The sequence below is a fragment of the Acidimicrobiia bacterium genome, assembly GCA_035651955.1.
Lineage (GTDB): Bacteria > Actinomycetota > Acidimicrobiia > IMCC26256 > JAMXLJ01 > JAMXLJ01.
Genome location: DASRES010000030.1, coordinates 1 through 14082 on the forward strand (window position 1 = coordinate 1; position 14082 = coordinate 14082).

The 14082-nt window shown below is 73.0% G+C and carries 12 protein-coding genes and 1 tRNA gene; 3 read left to right on the top strand and 10 right to left on the bottom strand.

Features of this window, described 5'->3' with window-relative positions:
• Positions 1–21: 21 nt before the first annotated feature.
• Genes rho through argS form a run of 9 tightly spaced genes read right to left on the bottom strand, consistent with a single transcriptional unit; the run spans position 22 to position 11532 of the window.
• On the bottom strand, positions 22–1842 hold the full coding sequence (gene rho, locus VFC33_07120; GenBank protein ID HZR13007.1) for a transcription termination factor Rho: 1821 nt from the start codon (positions 1840–1842) through the stop codon (positions 22–24).
• 12 nt (positions 1843–1854) lie between these two features.
• Positions 1855–2787, bottom strand: coding sequence for a hypothetical protein (locus VFC33_07125; protein ID HZR13008.1), 933 nt, complete (start codon positions 2785–2787; stop codon positions 1855–1857).
• Entirely contained in the window at positions 2784–4160 is a 1377-nt protein-coding gene (locus VFC33_07130) for a 2,3-diphosphoglycerate synthetase (GenBank protein ID HZR13009.1), read from the bottom strand. The genes VFC33_07125 and VFC33_07130 overlap by 4 nt, the downstream gene beginning before the upstream one ends.
• A gap of 49 nt (positions 4161–4209) precedes the next feature.
• Positions 4210–5370: a cofactor-independent phosphoglycerate mutase gene (locus tag VFC33_07135; GenBank protein HZR13010.1), complete on the bottom strand. Its 1161-nt coding sequence runs from the start codon at positions 5368–5370 to the stop codon at positions 4210–4212.
• Positions 5371–5405: 35 nt separating this feature from the next.
• The gene (locus VFC33_07140; protein ID HZR13011.1) at positions 5406–6188 is read right to left on the bottom strand and encodes an SDR family oxidoreductase; all 783 of its coding nucleotides are present in this window, start codon (positions 6186–6188) and stop codon (positions 5406–5408) included.
• Positions 6185–7252, bottom strand: coding sequence for a threonine synthase (gene thrC / locus VFC33_07145; protein ID HZR13012.1), 1068 nt, complete (start codon positions 7250–7252; stop codon positions 6185–6187). Before thrC ends, VFC33_07140 begins: the two co-directional genes overlap by 4 nt.
• On the bottom strand, positions 7249–8544 hold the full coding sequence (locus VFC33_07150) for a homoserine dehydrogenase (protein HZR13013.1): 1296 nt from the start codon (positions 8542–8544) through the stop codon (positions 7249–7251). Before VFC33_07150 ends, thrC begins: the two co-directional genes overlap by 4 nt.
• Positions 8545–8557: 13 nt before the next feature.
• Positions 8558–9871, bottom strand: coding sequence for a diaminopimelate decarboxylase (gene lysA / locus VFC33_07155; protein HZR13014.1), 1314 nt, complete (start codon positions 9869–9871; stop codon positions 8558–8560).
• A complete protein-coding gene (gene argS, locus VFC33_07160; protein ID HZR13015.1) occupies positions 9868–11532 on the bottom strand; it encodes an arginine--tRNA ligase in 1665 nt (554 codons plus the stop codon). Before argS ends, lysA begins: the two co-directional genes overlap by 4 nt.
• Positions 11533–11781: 249 nt before the next feature.
• Between argS and VFC33_07165 the strand changes: the two genes are divergently transcribed.
• The 3 genes from VFC33_07165 to VFC33_07175 all read left to right on the top strand — a co-directional run bounded on the left by VFC33_07165 (position 11782) and on the right by VFC33_07175 (position 13831).
• On the top strand, positions 11782–12663 hold the full coding sequence (locus VFC33_07165; GenBank protein ID HZR13016.1) for a GGDEF domain-containing protein: 882 nt from the start codon (positions 11782–11784) through the stop codon (positions 12661–12663).
• Positions 12660–13712: a hypothetical protein gene (locus VFC33_07170; GenBank protein HZR13017.1), complete on the top strand. Its 1053-nt coding sequence runs from the start codon at positions 12660–12662 to the stop codon at positions 13710–13712. Before VFC33_07165 ends, VFC33_07170 begins: the two co-directional genes overlap by 4 nt.
• 46 nt (positions 13713–13758) lie before the next feature.
• Positions 13759–13831, top strand: a tRNA-Arg gene (locus VFC33_07175).
• A 15-nt stretch (positions 13832–13846) separates the two neighbouring features.
• Here the strand turns inward: VFC33_07175 and VFC33_07180 are convergent.
• Positions 13847–14082 (bottom strand): hypothetical protein (locus tag VFC33_07180; protein HZR13018.1); only part of this gene is annotated, 236 nt, incomplete at its 5' end.

Sequence of the window (14082 nt, forward strand, 5' to 3'; positions counted from 1 at the left end):
GCGAGACAGCATCGAAGGCTCCTACCCCCCTGGGGTAGGAGCCTTCGCGATCTCGGCGAGGAACTCGTCGTTGCTCTTCGTCGTGCGGATCTTGTCGATGAGCAGCTCGAGGCCGGCACCGCCCTCGAGCGCGTTGAGCACCCGGCGGAGCTTCCACACCTGCTGGAGCTGGTTCCGGTCGAACAGCAGCTCCTCGTGGCGCGTGCTCGAGGCCTCGACGTCGATCGCCGGGTAGATGCGCCGCTCGGCGAGCCGGCGGTCGAGGCGCAGCTCCATGTTGCCGGTGCCCTTGAACTCCTCGAAGATCACCTCGTCCATCCGGCTGCCGGTCTCGATGAGCGCGGTCGCGACGATCGTGAGCGAGCCGCCCTCCTCGATGTTGCGGGCCGCGCCGAAGAACCGCTTCGGCGGGTAGAGCGCGGTCGAGTCGACACCACCGGAGAGGATCCGCCCGGAGGCCGGCTGCGCGAGGTTGTACGCGCGTGCGAGACGGGTGATGCCGTCGAGCACGATCACGACGTCCTGACCGAGCTCGACGAGACGCTTCGCGCGCTCGATCGTCAGCTCGGACACCTGGGTGTGCTCCTCGGACGGACGGTCGAACGTGCTCGCGACGACCTCGCCCTTGACGACGTGACGTCGCATGTCCGTCACCTCTTCGGGGCGCTCGTCGACGAGCAGCACCATGAGGTGCACCTCGGGGTTGTTCCGCTCGATCGCGTACACGAGCTGCTTCAGGATCGTCGTCTTGCCGGCCTTCGGCGGCGACACGATGAGGCCGCGCTGGCCCTTCCCGACCGGCGCGATCAGGTCCACGATGCGACCGGTCATGTTGTTCGGCTCGTCGCGCAGCTCGAGTCGCAGCTTCGAGTCGGGGAACAGCGGTGTCAGGTCCTCGAAGCGCGGACGTGCACGCGCGTCGTCGGGCGTGAGGCCGTTGATCTCGTCGACGCGGAGCAGCGCGGGGTACTTCTCGTTGCTGGCCGGTGGGCGCGTCGCGCCACGCACGAAGTCGCCCTTGCGCAGCGCGAACCGTCGCACCTGGGAGGCAGAGACGTACACGTCCTTCGAACCCGGCAGGTAGCTCGTCGTGCGGAGGAAGCCGTAGCCCTCGTCGCGGAGGTCGAGCAGACCCTGGACCTCGACGGGCTCGCCGACCGGCTCGTCGGCACGCGGCTCGTACTGCCGGTCGCGGTCGCGGCCCCGTCGCCGCCGACGCCGGCGGTTCCCCTCCCCGTACGACTGGCGTTCGTCGTCGGTGTCGACGCGGGCGTCGCCGCGGCTGTCGGGACGGGTGTCCGGACGCGGCATCGTCGACGTGTCCGCGGACCCGGGATCGCGGTCGTCGTCGTCACCGCGCGACTCGGGCGCCGCGCCGGGCTCGGTCGCGGTCGCGCCGTTGGCCGGGGCGGCGCCGTTCGATGCCGGTGCGTCCGTCGGCGCGGCTGGTGCGGTCGCGCCGGCGTCGTCGGCGGCAGGCGCCGATGCGCCCTGCGACGGGCGGCGGCCGGCGACCGGGCGGGGTGCGACCTCGGTCTCGTCCGTGGGACCCGACGCCGCCGCGAGCGCGTCCTCCTCGGCCGCGAGCGCGGCGATCGGGTCGTCGGCGGGCGCCTTCCGGCTGCGGACGCGCTTGGGCTTCGCCGCGGCATCACCGTTCGCGCTCGCGTTCGCGGCGCTCGCGGCGTCGCCGTTCGCACCGGCTGCCGCGAGGATCGCCTCGACGAGGTCGGCCTTGCGCATGCGGGTCACGCCGCGGACGCCCATGGCGCCCGCGATCGCGTGCAACTCCTCGCGATCCTTGCCGTCGAGCATGGAACGCTCGAGCTGCTGCTCGGTCATCTCGGTGGCTCCTCAGGAAACGGGTTGGGGGAACGGCTCGGGGGACGGAACGGTGGCGACGACCCGTGTCAACACGATCTCGACGACCTGGGCGAGCGTCGCGTCGAGGTTGTAGGACGGCACGACCGGGGTGCCGTGCTCCAGCGCGAGCGACTTCACGTACCGCTGGATCGTGCGGATCGGTTCGAAGTAGTCGAGGTATCGGTCCATGGGGCGACCACGGGACTCGTTCGCCCGTCGCACGAGGTGCGAACGGTGGAGCTCCTCGTCGTCGACGGTGACGAGGAGGGGGACGACGACCGCACCCCCGAGCTCGTCGAGGTCGAGGAATCCCGGGACGATGTGCGCGCCCTCGAGGACGAGGTCGGTCCCCTCCATGATCGCGCGCCGGACGAGCGCCTTGATGCCAACCGCGACGGCCGCGACCTGCTCGCGGTACCCGATGACGACCGGATCGGCGTTCCGCGGCAGCGGCTTGAGCACGAGTCGGCCCGCTTCGAACGACGAGGCGTGGAGGGCAGGGAGGAGCTCGTCGCTCAACATCGCCCGCATCACCTCGCGGACCGCGTCCGTCGGGATGACGCGCGTGATCCCGAGCCGCGCCGCGAGCTGGGTCGCGATGGTGGACTTCCCGACCCCGGGCGCGCCGCCGATGAGGATCACGATCGGCCGGTCGACGTCCTTCACCCGCCGCCACTTCTCGTAGGAGGTCGCGTACCGCTCCCCGACCTCGTCGGCCAGCACGCGCGCGACGAATCGTTGCAGCTCGGCCTGCGTCAGCTCGGTGACGCCTTCCTCGTGCAGCCGGTCCTCCACGCGCTCCGCGACGTGGAACGCGCGCGCGGGTGCGAGCCCGGTCGCCATGATCGAGCCCGCCGTGAGCCCCTTCGAGTACGGCAGGTGGTGCGCCTCGTCGGTGATGACGATGTGCCGCGGCTGCGTCACCGTCGCGCGTCCCCCGACTCGAACCGCTGCGTCGCGAGATCGGCGAGCGCGCGTGCGCGCGTCGCGATCGACTCGCCGTGCAGGTCGACGTCGTGTCGCAGGAAGACCACGTCCATGCCTCGTTCCGCCGCGAGCCTCGCCGCCGTGTCGACGCCCGCGCCCTTGATCTCGGTCACGAGAACGTCCGCTCCTCGGAGGTCCACCAGGTCACCTCGGAGGCGGTCCCGGTTTCCCAGGTTGGTGGTCCAGCCGACGACCACCGCGCCTGCGTCGCGCTCGAGCTGCCGTGCGATCGACGGCATCGCGCCATCGGGCGCCGTGGTGGCCAGGAAGACGTTGCGTGCGGCGAGGGGTTCGAGGGGGACGGGCCGGAGGCTGCCGGTCACGACCGGGACCCCGGGAACCACCGCTCGCACACGGGATTCCAACTCCCGCGCTCGCGACGGGGTTGCGCGCTGCGACGGGACGAGCCCCGCCCTGCCGGGCTCGGCGCCAAGTGTAACGAGCACCACATCGCTCAGCAACAGTGCGACCACACCGACGTGGCCGGTGACGAGGTCGGGATCGGCGCCGGCCGGAACGACGCACACGGTCACGTCGGCGTGGACGGGCGGGATCGCGCGCCCGGAGCCTTCGAGCACGACGAGCCCTTCCCGACGTTGGTTCGCGAGCGCGACGCCCGCCGCGAACTCGTCGAACGCGGGCGTGCCCGCGACCCCGCCGCCGCACCGACGTGTGCCGATCGCGGCGACGCCAGCGGCGAGCGCGTCCTCGAGATGATCGCTCGCCGCGTGCTGACCGGACGCGGCGCGCCGCAGCAGTGCCGCCAGCGTGAGATCGGTCTCGCGCGGGTCAACGAGCTCGGGCCGCGGCGGACCTCCGCGCGCCATGGTGACGATCACGGGTTCCGTCCCCGCGGTGCGGAGCGCGCGTGCGAGCGCCTGTGCGACGGCCGTCTTGCCGGTCCGCTTCCCCGTCCCCACGACCGCGATGCTCGGCTTCTTGCACAGTCGCGGGCGGGGCGGCGGCGTCACCTCGACATCCGCGCCGCGGTACGTGAGGCCACGCGCGAGCGCGTGCGCGGCGAGCAGCGCGCGCGTCCGCGCGTCGAGCACCGGATCGTCCGACAGGTCGACGACGATCGACGCGTCGAACCGGTCGAGCGCGCGCGTGAGCGCGTCGAGCGGACCGGAGCCGTCGACGACGGCCACGCCGAGGTCGGGGACGTCGCCGGGAGCGAGCTTCTCGCCGCCGCCGAGCATCGCGGCACCGACCACGGTGACGCCACGCGAGCGGAGGTCGTCGACCGCGGCACGCACGACCGACGGGTGGTGCTCGCCGTCGACGAGGACGACGACACGAGGAGACGTCACAGGGTGGTTCCCACGCTACCCGCGTGCTCGCGCGGGTCACGGGACGGGATCAGCGCGCGACGAGGCGTCCCATCAGCTCGTGCGCCGCGACGACGGGGCAGCCAGCGGTCGCGGCTTCCGTGTACGTGCCGCCGCGGGCAGCGCGCTCGGAGTCGTAGAGCAGATAGGGCACGGGTTCCGCGGTGTGGGTGCGGCGCGCGCACGGCGTCGCGTGGTCGGGGAGGAGCATGATCCGGTGCGCGCCGAGGGCGGGGAGCGCGTCGGCGAGCGGGCCGACGATGTCGCGGTCCCACGCCTCGAGCGCGGCGACCTTCTCGCGCACGTCGCCCTGGTGCCCCGCCTCGTCGGTCGCCTCGACGTGGAGGAGGAAGAGGTCGCGGTCGTCCAGGCTCGCGAGGCACGCGTCGCGCTGCGCGGCGTAGTCGTTGTCGAACCCCGCGGTCGCGCCCGCGACGTCGACGACCTCGACGTCGGCGAGCACGCCGAGGCCGCGCACGAGATCGACCGCCGAGCTGAGCCGCCCCTCGACGCGGAACCGGTCGGCGAAGCGCGGCAGCGTCGGGCGCACGCCCTGGCCCCACAACCAGATCTGGTTCGCGCGGGAACCGACGTCGCGCGCGACCGCGGTCACGATGTCGCGCGACGCGTCCATCAGCGCGACGAGCCGTGCGGCCGCCGGCCCCGTCGGGAGCGTCGCGGCGCGCCCCGTCAGGTCGTGCGGGGGGACGCACTCGGCGTCGGCCGCGTCCTTCGGGAGGACCGCGAGGTGGCGGTACTCGACGCCCGGGAAGAACCGCACACCGTCGCGGCCGCCGCCGAGCTCGCGGTCGAGCGCGTCGACGATCGCGTGGCTCTGCTCGTTGGTGGGATGTCCGGCCGCGAAGTCGACCATCGTGCCGTCGTCGCCGATCGTCACGAGGTTGCACCGGTACGCGACCTCGTCGGGTGCCAGCTCGACGCCCATCGCGGCGGCCTCGATCGGCGCGCGACCGGTGTGGAACTCGCTCGGGTCGTAGCCGAGGATCGCGAGGTTGCCGACGTCGCTGCCGGGTGCCATGCCGGGCGGGATCACGCACGCGCGCCCGACCTCGGCGCGGCGCGCGAGCGACGCGAGGTTGGGCATCGCGGCGGCCGCGAGCGGCGTGCGGCCGTCGAGCTCGTCGAGGGGCTCGTCGGCGCAACCGTCCGGGACGAGGACGACGTACTTCACCGGGTCATCGTACGCGAGGCCCGCGCCTCGGCGGCTCAGTGACGCGCGCTGCGCCGCAGCACGAGGCCGGCGACGCGGCGTGTGACACCGGCCGGTGCGACGTCGGACATCACGGCCGCGACCCGGTTCAACGCGCCCGGCACGCACACGGCGCGCCGGGCGTCGAGCGCGCGCAGCGCGTCGGCGACGACCCGGTCGGGCTCCATCCACGCGAAGCCCGGGACGTCCGATTGGTCCACACCGGCGCGCTCCTGGAAGTCGGTACGCGTGAAGCCCGGACACACCAGCATCACGTGCACGCCTCGCGAGCGGACCTCCTCGTGCACGGCCTGCGTGAAGCTGCTGACGAACGCCTTCGTCGCGCCGTAGGTCGCCATGCCCGGGTTCGGCTGGTAGCCCGCGACGGACGACACGTTGACGATCGCACCGTCGCCGCGTGTCGTCATCCCGTCGAGCGCAGCGTGCGTGAGACGCACCACCGCGAGCACGTTGAGGCGGACCTCCTCGTCCTCGCGCTCGACCGGCAGCGCGTCGAACGAGCCTGCAGTGCCGAAGCCGGCGTTGTTCACGAGCAGGTCGACCGGTCGCGCACGGTCGCCGACACGCGCCTCGACGCGGGCGAGATCGGCCGCGTCCGTGAGATCCGCTGGGAGGACCTCCACGCCGACACCGTGGTCGCGAATGAGTGCGGCCGCGAGGTCGTCGAGCCGTGCGCGCGAACGCGCGACGAGGACGAGATCGTCCCCCCGTGCCGCGAGCGCGCGTGCGAACGCCGCGCCGATGCCCGCCGACGCGCCCGTCACGACGGAAGTCGTCACAGCTCCAACACCGCGGCGACGACGCCGACGTCGGGTTCGACGGCCTCCCCCACCGCGACCTCGGCGATCGCACGCTGGGGATCCTTGAGACCGTGGCCCGTCACCGTACACACGATCGTGCGCGCGTCACGCAGCATGCCGTCGTCAGCCGCGTGCAGCAGCCCGGCGACCGACGCGGCGGACGCGGGCTCCACGAAGCACCCCTCCTTCGACGCGAGGAGGTGGTACGCCGCGAGGATCTCGGCGTCGCTCACCGCGCCGATCGCGCCGCCCGACTCGTCGCGGGCCGCGACCGCGCCATCCCAGCTCGCCGGGTTGCCGATCTGGATCGCGGTCGCGATCGTCTCGGGGAACGGGACCGGCTCGCCGATCACGAGCGGGGCCGCACCGACCGCCTGCCAGCCGAGCATGCGCGGCCGCCGCGTCGAGCGGCCGAGCTCGTAGTACTCCCGGTAGCCCTTCCAGTACGCGGTGATGTTGCCCGCGTTGCCGACGGGGATGCAGTGCACGTCGGGCGCGTCGCGGAGCGCGTCGACGATCTCGAACGCCGCGGTCTTCTGCCCCTCGATGCGGTTCGGGTTCACCGAGTTGACGACCGTGACGTTGCCGCGCTCCCCCAGCGCGCGGACGATGCGCAGCGCGGCGTCGAAGTTGCCGCGGATCGGCACCACTCGCGCCCCGTGCACGAGCGCCTGCGCGAGCTTCCCGAGCGCGATCTGGCCCTCGGGGATCACCACCGCGCACAGCAGGCCGGCGCGCGCGGCGTACGCCGCGGCCGAGGCGCTCGTGTTCCCGGTCGACGCGCAGATGACCGCCTTCGCGCCGTCCTCGACCGCCTTCGACATCGCGACGGTCATCCCGCGGTCCTTGAACGAGCCAGTCGGGTTGAGCCCCTCCACCTTGAGCAGCACGCGGGCGTTCACCCGCTCGGAGAGGTGCGGCGCGTCGAGCAGCGGCGTGCCACCCTCGAGCAGCGTGACGACCGGCGTGGTCTCGTCGACGGGCAGGTGCGCCCGGTACGCCTCGATCAGCCCGGGCCAGCGCGCGAACGCGGGCGCGCTCATTCCTCCTCGCCGATCACGCGCAGCACGCTGCCGACCCGGTGGACCGAGTCGACGTCGCGCAAGGCGTGCAGCGTCGACCGCAGATCCGCTTCGCGGGCCCGGTGGGTGATGAAGATGAGCCGGGCGTCGTCACCGATCCCGCGCTGCTGCATCGACTTGATCGACACGCCCCGCGCGCCGAACGCGGCCGCGATGGCGGCGAGGACACCGGGACGGTCCGCGACCTCCATCTGCAGGTAGAACTGCGACTCGACCTCGTCGATCGGTCGCACGCGCCGTCGCGACAACGGACCGATCGTCGCGCCACGGCCGCCGGACACGAGGTTCTTGGCGGCGTCGATGAGGTCGCCGAGGACGGCCGACGCGGTCGGCATGCCGCCCGCGCCCCGGCCGTACAGCATCAGCTCGCCGACCGCGTCGCCCTCGATGAACAACGCGTTGAACGAGTCGCGCACCGCGGCGAGCGGGTGGTTCGCGGGCACCATCGTCGGGTGGACGCGCACGGCGACGTCGCCGTCGAGGTCCTCCGCGATCGCGAGCAGCTTCACCACGTATCCGAGCTCGTGCGCGGACGCGATGTCGTGACCCGACAGCTCGGCGATCCCCTCCCGGTACACGTCACCGGCGACGACGCGCGCGCCGAACGCGATGCTCGCGATGATCGCCGCCTTCGCCGCCGCGTCGAACCCCTCGACGTCCGCCGTGGGATCGCGCTCGGCGTACCCGAGCGTCTGCGCCTCGGCGAGCGCGTCCTGGAACGACGAACCCTCCTCGGTCATGCGCGTGAGGATGTAGTTCGTCGTCCCGTTGACGATCCCCATCACGCGACGGATACGGTCACCCGCGAGCGACTCGCGCAGCGGACGCATCAGGGGAATCCCACCCGCGACGGACGCCTCGAAGAGCAGGTCGACGCCGGCCGTCTCGGCCGCCTCGAACAGCTCCTTGCCCACGTTGGCGAGCAGCTCCTTGTTCGCGGTCACGACCGGCTTGCCGCGCTTGATCGCCTCGGTGATGACGGAGCGGGCGGGTTCGATCCCGCCCATCACCTCGACGACCACGTCCACGTCGTCGTCCGCGACGACCACGTCGGCGTCGTGCGTGAAGACCCCTGCGGGGAGCGGCACGTCGCGCTCGCGGGCGAGGTTGCGGACCGCGACCCGTCCCACCTCGATCCGCACGCCCGCGCGCGACTCGATCAGGTCTGCGTGGTCGTCCAGGAGACGGACGAGCGCAGACCCGACGTTCCCGCAGCCGAGCAGGCCGACCTTGATGGAATCCGTGACCGCCATCGCAGCCAGTCTGTCACCCGGCCTCGTCCAGGCGGACGACGTCGTCGAGCGACTCGCGCCGGACGACGACGCGCGCCTCGCCGTCGCGGACGAAGACGACTGCGGGGCGTGGCAACCGGTTGTAGTTGGACGCCATCGAGTAGCCGTACGCGCCGGTGCTCGGGATCGCGAGCACGTCCCCCACCTCAACGTCCTCGGGCAACGCGGCGTCGCGCACGAGGAGGTCGCCCTGCTCGCAGTGCTTGCCCGCGACGGTGGCGACGAACGGGCGCGGCGCCTCGGCGCGCGCGGGAACGAACGCCTCGTAGCGCGCCCCGTACATCACGGGGCGCGGGTTGTCGCTCATCCCGCCGTCGACCGCAACGTACGTCCGCACGTCGGGGATGTGCTTGATCGTGCCGACGCGGTACAGCGTCAGCCCGGCCGGCCCCGCGATCGAGCGCCCCGGCTCGACCATCAGTCGCGGCGCAGGGTCGAGGCGCGCCGCGCGGCACGAACGCGCGAACGCGTCGCGCACCGCGGCCGCGAACTCCCCGATCGTCGGAGCGGCGTCACCGGCGTGATACGCGATCCCGAGCCCACCGCCGACGTTCAGCTCGCCGACCGTCGCGCCCGTCCGCTCGCCGACCCTCGACGCAAGGTTCGTGACGACGTCGAGCGCGCGCGCGTACGACGTCAGGTTCCAGACCTGCGAGCCGATGTGGCTGTGCAGCCCGAGGAATCGCATCGCGGCGCTCTCGGAGGCGCGGACCGCTGCGTCGAGCGCGACGTCCGCGCCGACGCCGAAGCCGAACTTCGAGTCCTCGGTCCCGGTCTCGATGTACTCGTGCGTGTGCGCCTCGACGCCCGGCGTCACGCGGACGAGCACGCCCGGCGCGTCCAGGCCGTCGTCGACGAGCGCCTCGATCCGGTCGAGCTCGTCGAACGAATCGACGACGACGCGGCCGACGCCGGCTTCGAGCGCGCCGCGCAGCTCGTCCTCGGACTTGTTGTTGCCGTGGAACACGAGCCGCTCGGGCGGGAAGCCGGCGCGCGTCGCGGTGTGCAGCTCCCCGCCCGTCGCGACGTCGAGATGCAACCCCTCGTCGGCGACGAGGCGCGCCATCGCGATGCACAGGAACGCCTTGCCCGCGAACGCGACGTTGCCGTCCCCGAACGCGGCGCGGTACTCGCCGCAGCGCGACCGCAGCTCGCTCTCGTCGTAGACGACGAGCGGCGTCCCGAAGCGGTCCGCGAGCTGCTCGAGGTCGCACCCGCCGACCGCCATCCGCCCGCCGGCCACGGTCGCGCTGCGCGGCAACAGCGCGAGGTCGATCGGCGAGCTCACGGACCGGCGTCGTCGTCGGCGGCGTCGCCGTCGAGGCGCGACATCTCGTCGGGCGCGTGCACGCCGAGCAGCGCGAGTGCGTCCGCGAGGCCGACGCGGCACGCCTCCGCGAGCCAGAGCCGCGCCTGCGTCAGCGCGACGTCGTCGGAGATGACGCGGCAGTCGCGGTAGAAGCCGTGGAACCGGCTCGCGAGCTCGCGCACCCACGTCGTCACCCGGTGCGGGGCGCGCAGGGCCGCCGCCTCCGCGACGGTCTCCGGGTACGCCGACAGCGAGCGGAGCAGATCGAGCTCGCGCTCGTGCGTCAGCACCGTGAGATCGACCTCGTCGAGTGGGCGGCGCGTCACGCCGACCTCGGCCGCGTGCCGTCCGATCGACGCGATGCGCGCGTGCGCGTACTGCACGTAGTAGACGGGGTTCTCCATCGACTGCGACGTCACGACGTCGAGGTCGAACGTCTGCGCGCTGTCGATCCCCTGGAGCAGGAAGGTGAGGCGCGCGACGTCGGGATCGACCTCGTCGAGGATGTCCGCGAGCGTCACGAGGTTGCCGGTGCGCTTCGAGATGCGCACCACCTGCCCGCCGCTCATCAGCGTGACGAGCTGCCCGAGGATGATCTCGGGCTCGCCGGCGGGGTACCCGAGCGCCTCGATGCCGGACTGGAGCGACTTGACCTGGCCGTGGTGGTCCGCGCCCCAGATGTCGACGAGGTGCTCCCACCCGCGCCGGAACTTGTCGCGGTGGTACGCGAGATCGGCGGTCAGGTACGTGTACGCGCCGTCGGACTTCACGAGCACGCGGTCGCGCTGGTCGCCGAACTCCGTCGACCGCAACCAGGTCGCGCCGTCCTGCTCGTAGGTGTGCCCGCGCGCGGCGAGCTCGCGCAGCACGTCGTCGACGTCGCCCCGTTCGTGCAGCGCGCGCTCCGAGAACCACGTGTCGAAGTGGACACCGATGCGCGCGAGGTCGTCCTGCAGCCCACGCACGATCTCGCGGTAGCCCCACTCGCGCGCGTCGGCCTCCGTCACGCCGTCGCCCTTCTCGGCGCGCAGGCGCTCGGCCAGCTCGATCAGGTAGTGGCCGCGGTACCCGTCCTCGGGCGGCTCCTCGCCCCGGTAGCGCGCGTACAGCGACGCGCCGAACGTCTCCAGCTGCGTACCGGCGTCGTTCAGGTAGTACTCGCGGTGCACGACCGCGCCCTGCGACGCGAGGAGGTTCGCGATCGCGTCGCCGACCGCGATCCACCGGCCAGCCCCCGCGTGCAGCGGGCCGGTCGGGTTCGCGGAGACGAACTCGAGGTTGACGCGCCGACCGGCGAGCGCGTCGCCCCGCCCGTACTCGTCGCCGGCGTGGACGACGTCGCGCAGCACGTCGTGGAGCCATGTCGGCGCGAGGAAGAGGTTGAGGAACCCCGGCTTCGCGACCTCGACCCGCTCGAGGTGGGCCGGCGGCGCGGCGCGCAACGCCGCCCCGATCCGCTCCGCGACCTCCATCGGGGGCGCCTTGGCCGCCTTGGCAAGGCGCAGCGCCGCGTTGCTCTGCCAGTCGCCGAACTCGCGCTGGCGGGCCGGCTCGACGAGCGCGCCACCACCGGCCGGCTCGGGGAGGCCGGCCGCGCCGATCGCGGCGCGCAGGGCGTCGGTGAGGGCGTCACGTATCACGCAGCGTGGTCGCCGGGTGCCTGCGCACGGTCGCGGCGGTCGGCCCGGCTCGGTCCAGCATCCCATATGGCGTGCGCACGACGAGGTACCTGATCAGCACCGAGGATTGGCCCTGCACCGGATGCCCGCTATTGTTCCGGTATCGGACGGGTCGGTGGTTTCATCACGCGTCCGGGCGGTGACGCAGCGAGGCGGGACCGGGCAGGAGACAGCGGAGCGTGGCGGAACGCCGCGCTCGGGGAGGGCGACGTGACGCGACGGAGTGGGCTCGGTCGGGGCCTCGCGGCGTTGCTCCCCACCGCGGCCCAGGAGCACGGCCACCTCCACTACGTCGAGCCGCCGTCGGGCGAGGGCGCCGGCGCGATGGCCGAGTTCAGCCGCCAGCTGATGGCCGAGCTCGCAACCAACGAGTCGGGCCTGTCGCTGATCTACAAGGCGCTCGACGGCCTGGTCCGCCAGTTCGAGCTGCGCGACGCCGCGGTCGTCATCGAGGAGCCCGGCATGGCGCGGCAGGTCTTCTGCGCGGGTCGCCGTCCGCTCGACGACGACGAGGAGCAGGAGCTCCTGACCGCGGAGCCCGGGCTCTACACCGACCCGCCGCTGGACCCGCGCCGGTTCGACCCGTCGATGCTGACGAGCCTGTGCACCGTCGCATTGCGTCTCGACCTCCTTCGCTACGACTCGTGGCACGACCCGCTCACCGGGCTGTACGACCGGCGCAGCTTCGATCGCCTCCTCGACATGGCGACCGCGCGCAGCCTCCGGTACAACTGGCCGTTCACGCTCGTGCTGCTCGATCTCGACGGGTTGAAGCGACTCAACGACACGCTGGGCCATCCCGCGGGCGACGAGGCGCTGCGCGCGCTCGGCGACCGGCTGCGCCGCGTGCTGCGCTACGGCGACAACGCAGCACGCATCGGCGGCGACGAGTTCGCGTTGCTGCTACCGAACACCGATCCCGAGGACGTGCCCGCGCTGCTCGAGCGCGTCGGGACCACCGCCCTCGGGGAGGCGGACATCCCCGGTTTCTCGTACGGTCTCGCGGTGTGCCCCGCCGAGGCCGAGGACACCGAGACGCTCGTGCGCCTCGCCGACGAACGGCTGTACGCGGCGAAGGAGAGTCGTCGATGACGACGCTCGACGATCTCGAGCTCGAGCTCCGGAAGCTCCCCGGCGTGCGGGCGACCGGGTTCACCGAGCGCGAGGACGTCCTGCTCGTCCAGGTGCACGTCGGCGAGGAGTACACGGAGCCGACGTTGCCGTTGCAGGCGACGCGCATCGCGTACCGCCACTCGGATCGCCCGGTCGCGGTCGAGCTCGTCCGGTGGCGTACGCGCGAGCAGCCACCGCGCGCCGGTGCCGCCGGCGCGAACGTCGCCGCGCCGACCGCGCAGGAGTCGCTCGCGGCGACAGCAGCTGGAACCACCGAGCCGACGGTGTCCGGTGCGGTGCGCGCCGAGTCGCCGCGAACGCAGGAGACGGTCGCGACGGGTCCGATCATCGAGGAGCCGCCGCCCGTCGCGACGACCGGCGCGCGCGCTACCGAGCCGCCCGCGCCTCCTCCGCCACCGCCGCGCACCGAGCCCGCGCCCGCGCCGTCGTCGGAACGTCGCGACACCGCGCCGCCGCCGGCACCGCCAGCCGCGCCACCGGAGCCGCCGCGCGCGACGCCGGAGCCCGCGACGGCGACCGGGCCCACCACCGGTGCGACGGGTGCGCCCGGCCCGGCGACCGCGCCGACCGAGACCGCGCGCGTGAACCGCCGGTCGGGATCCGGTCCCGACGAGGACCGGGTCCGCTTGCTCGCGGTGCTGACCTTCCCGGACACCGACGAGCTCGAGGTGCACCTGACCCTGCAGGGGCGCCGGACGATCGGGCGCGCGGCCGCGAGCCGCGGCCTGCTCGCGTCGGTCGAGGCGACGCTCGACGCGCTGGCTGCGTTCGTCCCCGGGCTCGCGTACCAACCCGCGTGGGCGCGCACGCTCGAGACGAGCACGGGTGAGGGCTTCCTCGTCGCCGCGGGCCTCTCGGGTCCCGAGAACGACGCGCCGCGTCACGGTCTCGCGTCGGGTAGCAGCGCGATCGAAGCCGCGGCGCGCGCGACGTTGCAGGCGTTGAACCGATCGATCGCGCTCGAGATCGCGGCGACACGCGGTCCCGAGCGCGGCGACTCCGCCTGACGCGCCCGGCGGCGACGCGAACGCCGCGAGATACGCTGCACGCTCCGCCCTCGTAGCTCAGGGGATAGAGCAACGGCCTCCGGAGCCGTGTGTCGCAGGTTCGAATCCTGCCGAGGGCGCGACGGACGTGCCGCTCACGAGCGGCCGGTTTCCGGTTCCCTTCCGGTCCACGTGGTGACGCGGCGCGCGCGACGGAGACGCCGGCCGATGAGCAGCACGCCCGCCGCCACGACGGTCACGGCGACCGCGAGCACGATCACGTCGAGGTAGGACACCGCGTCGATGTCGGCGGTCTGGTCGCGCGAGATCGCAAGCGGGTGCGCGAGATGGAACGTGCCGCCCTCGATCGTGACGTCGTAGTCGCCGCGCG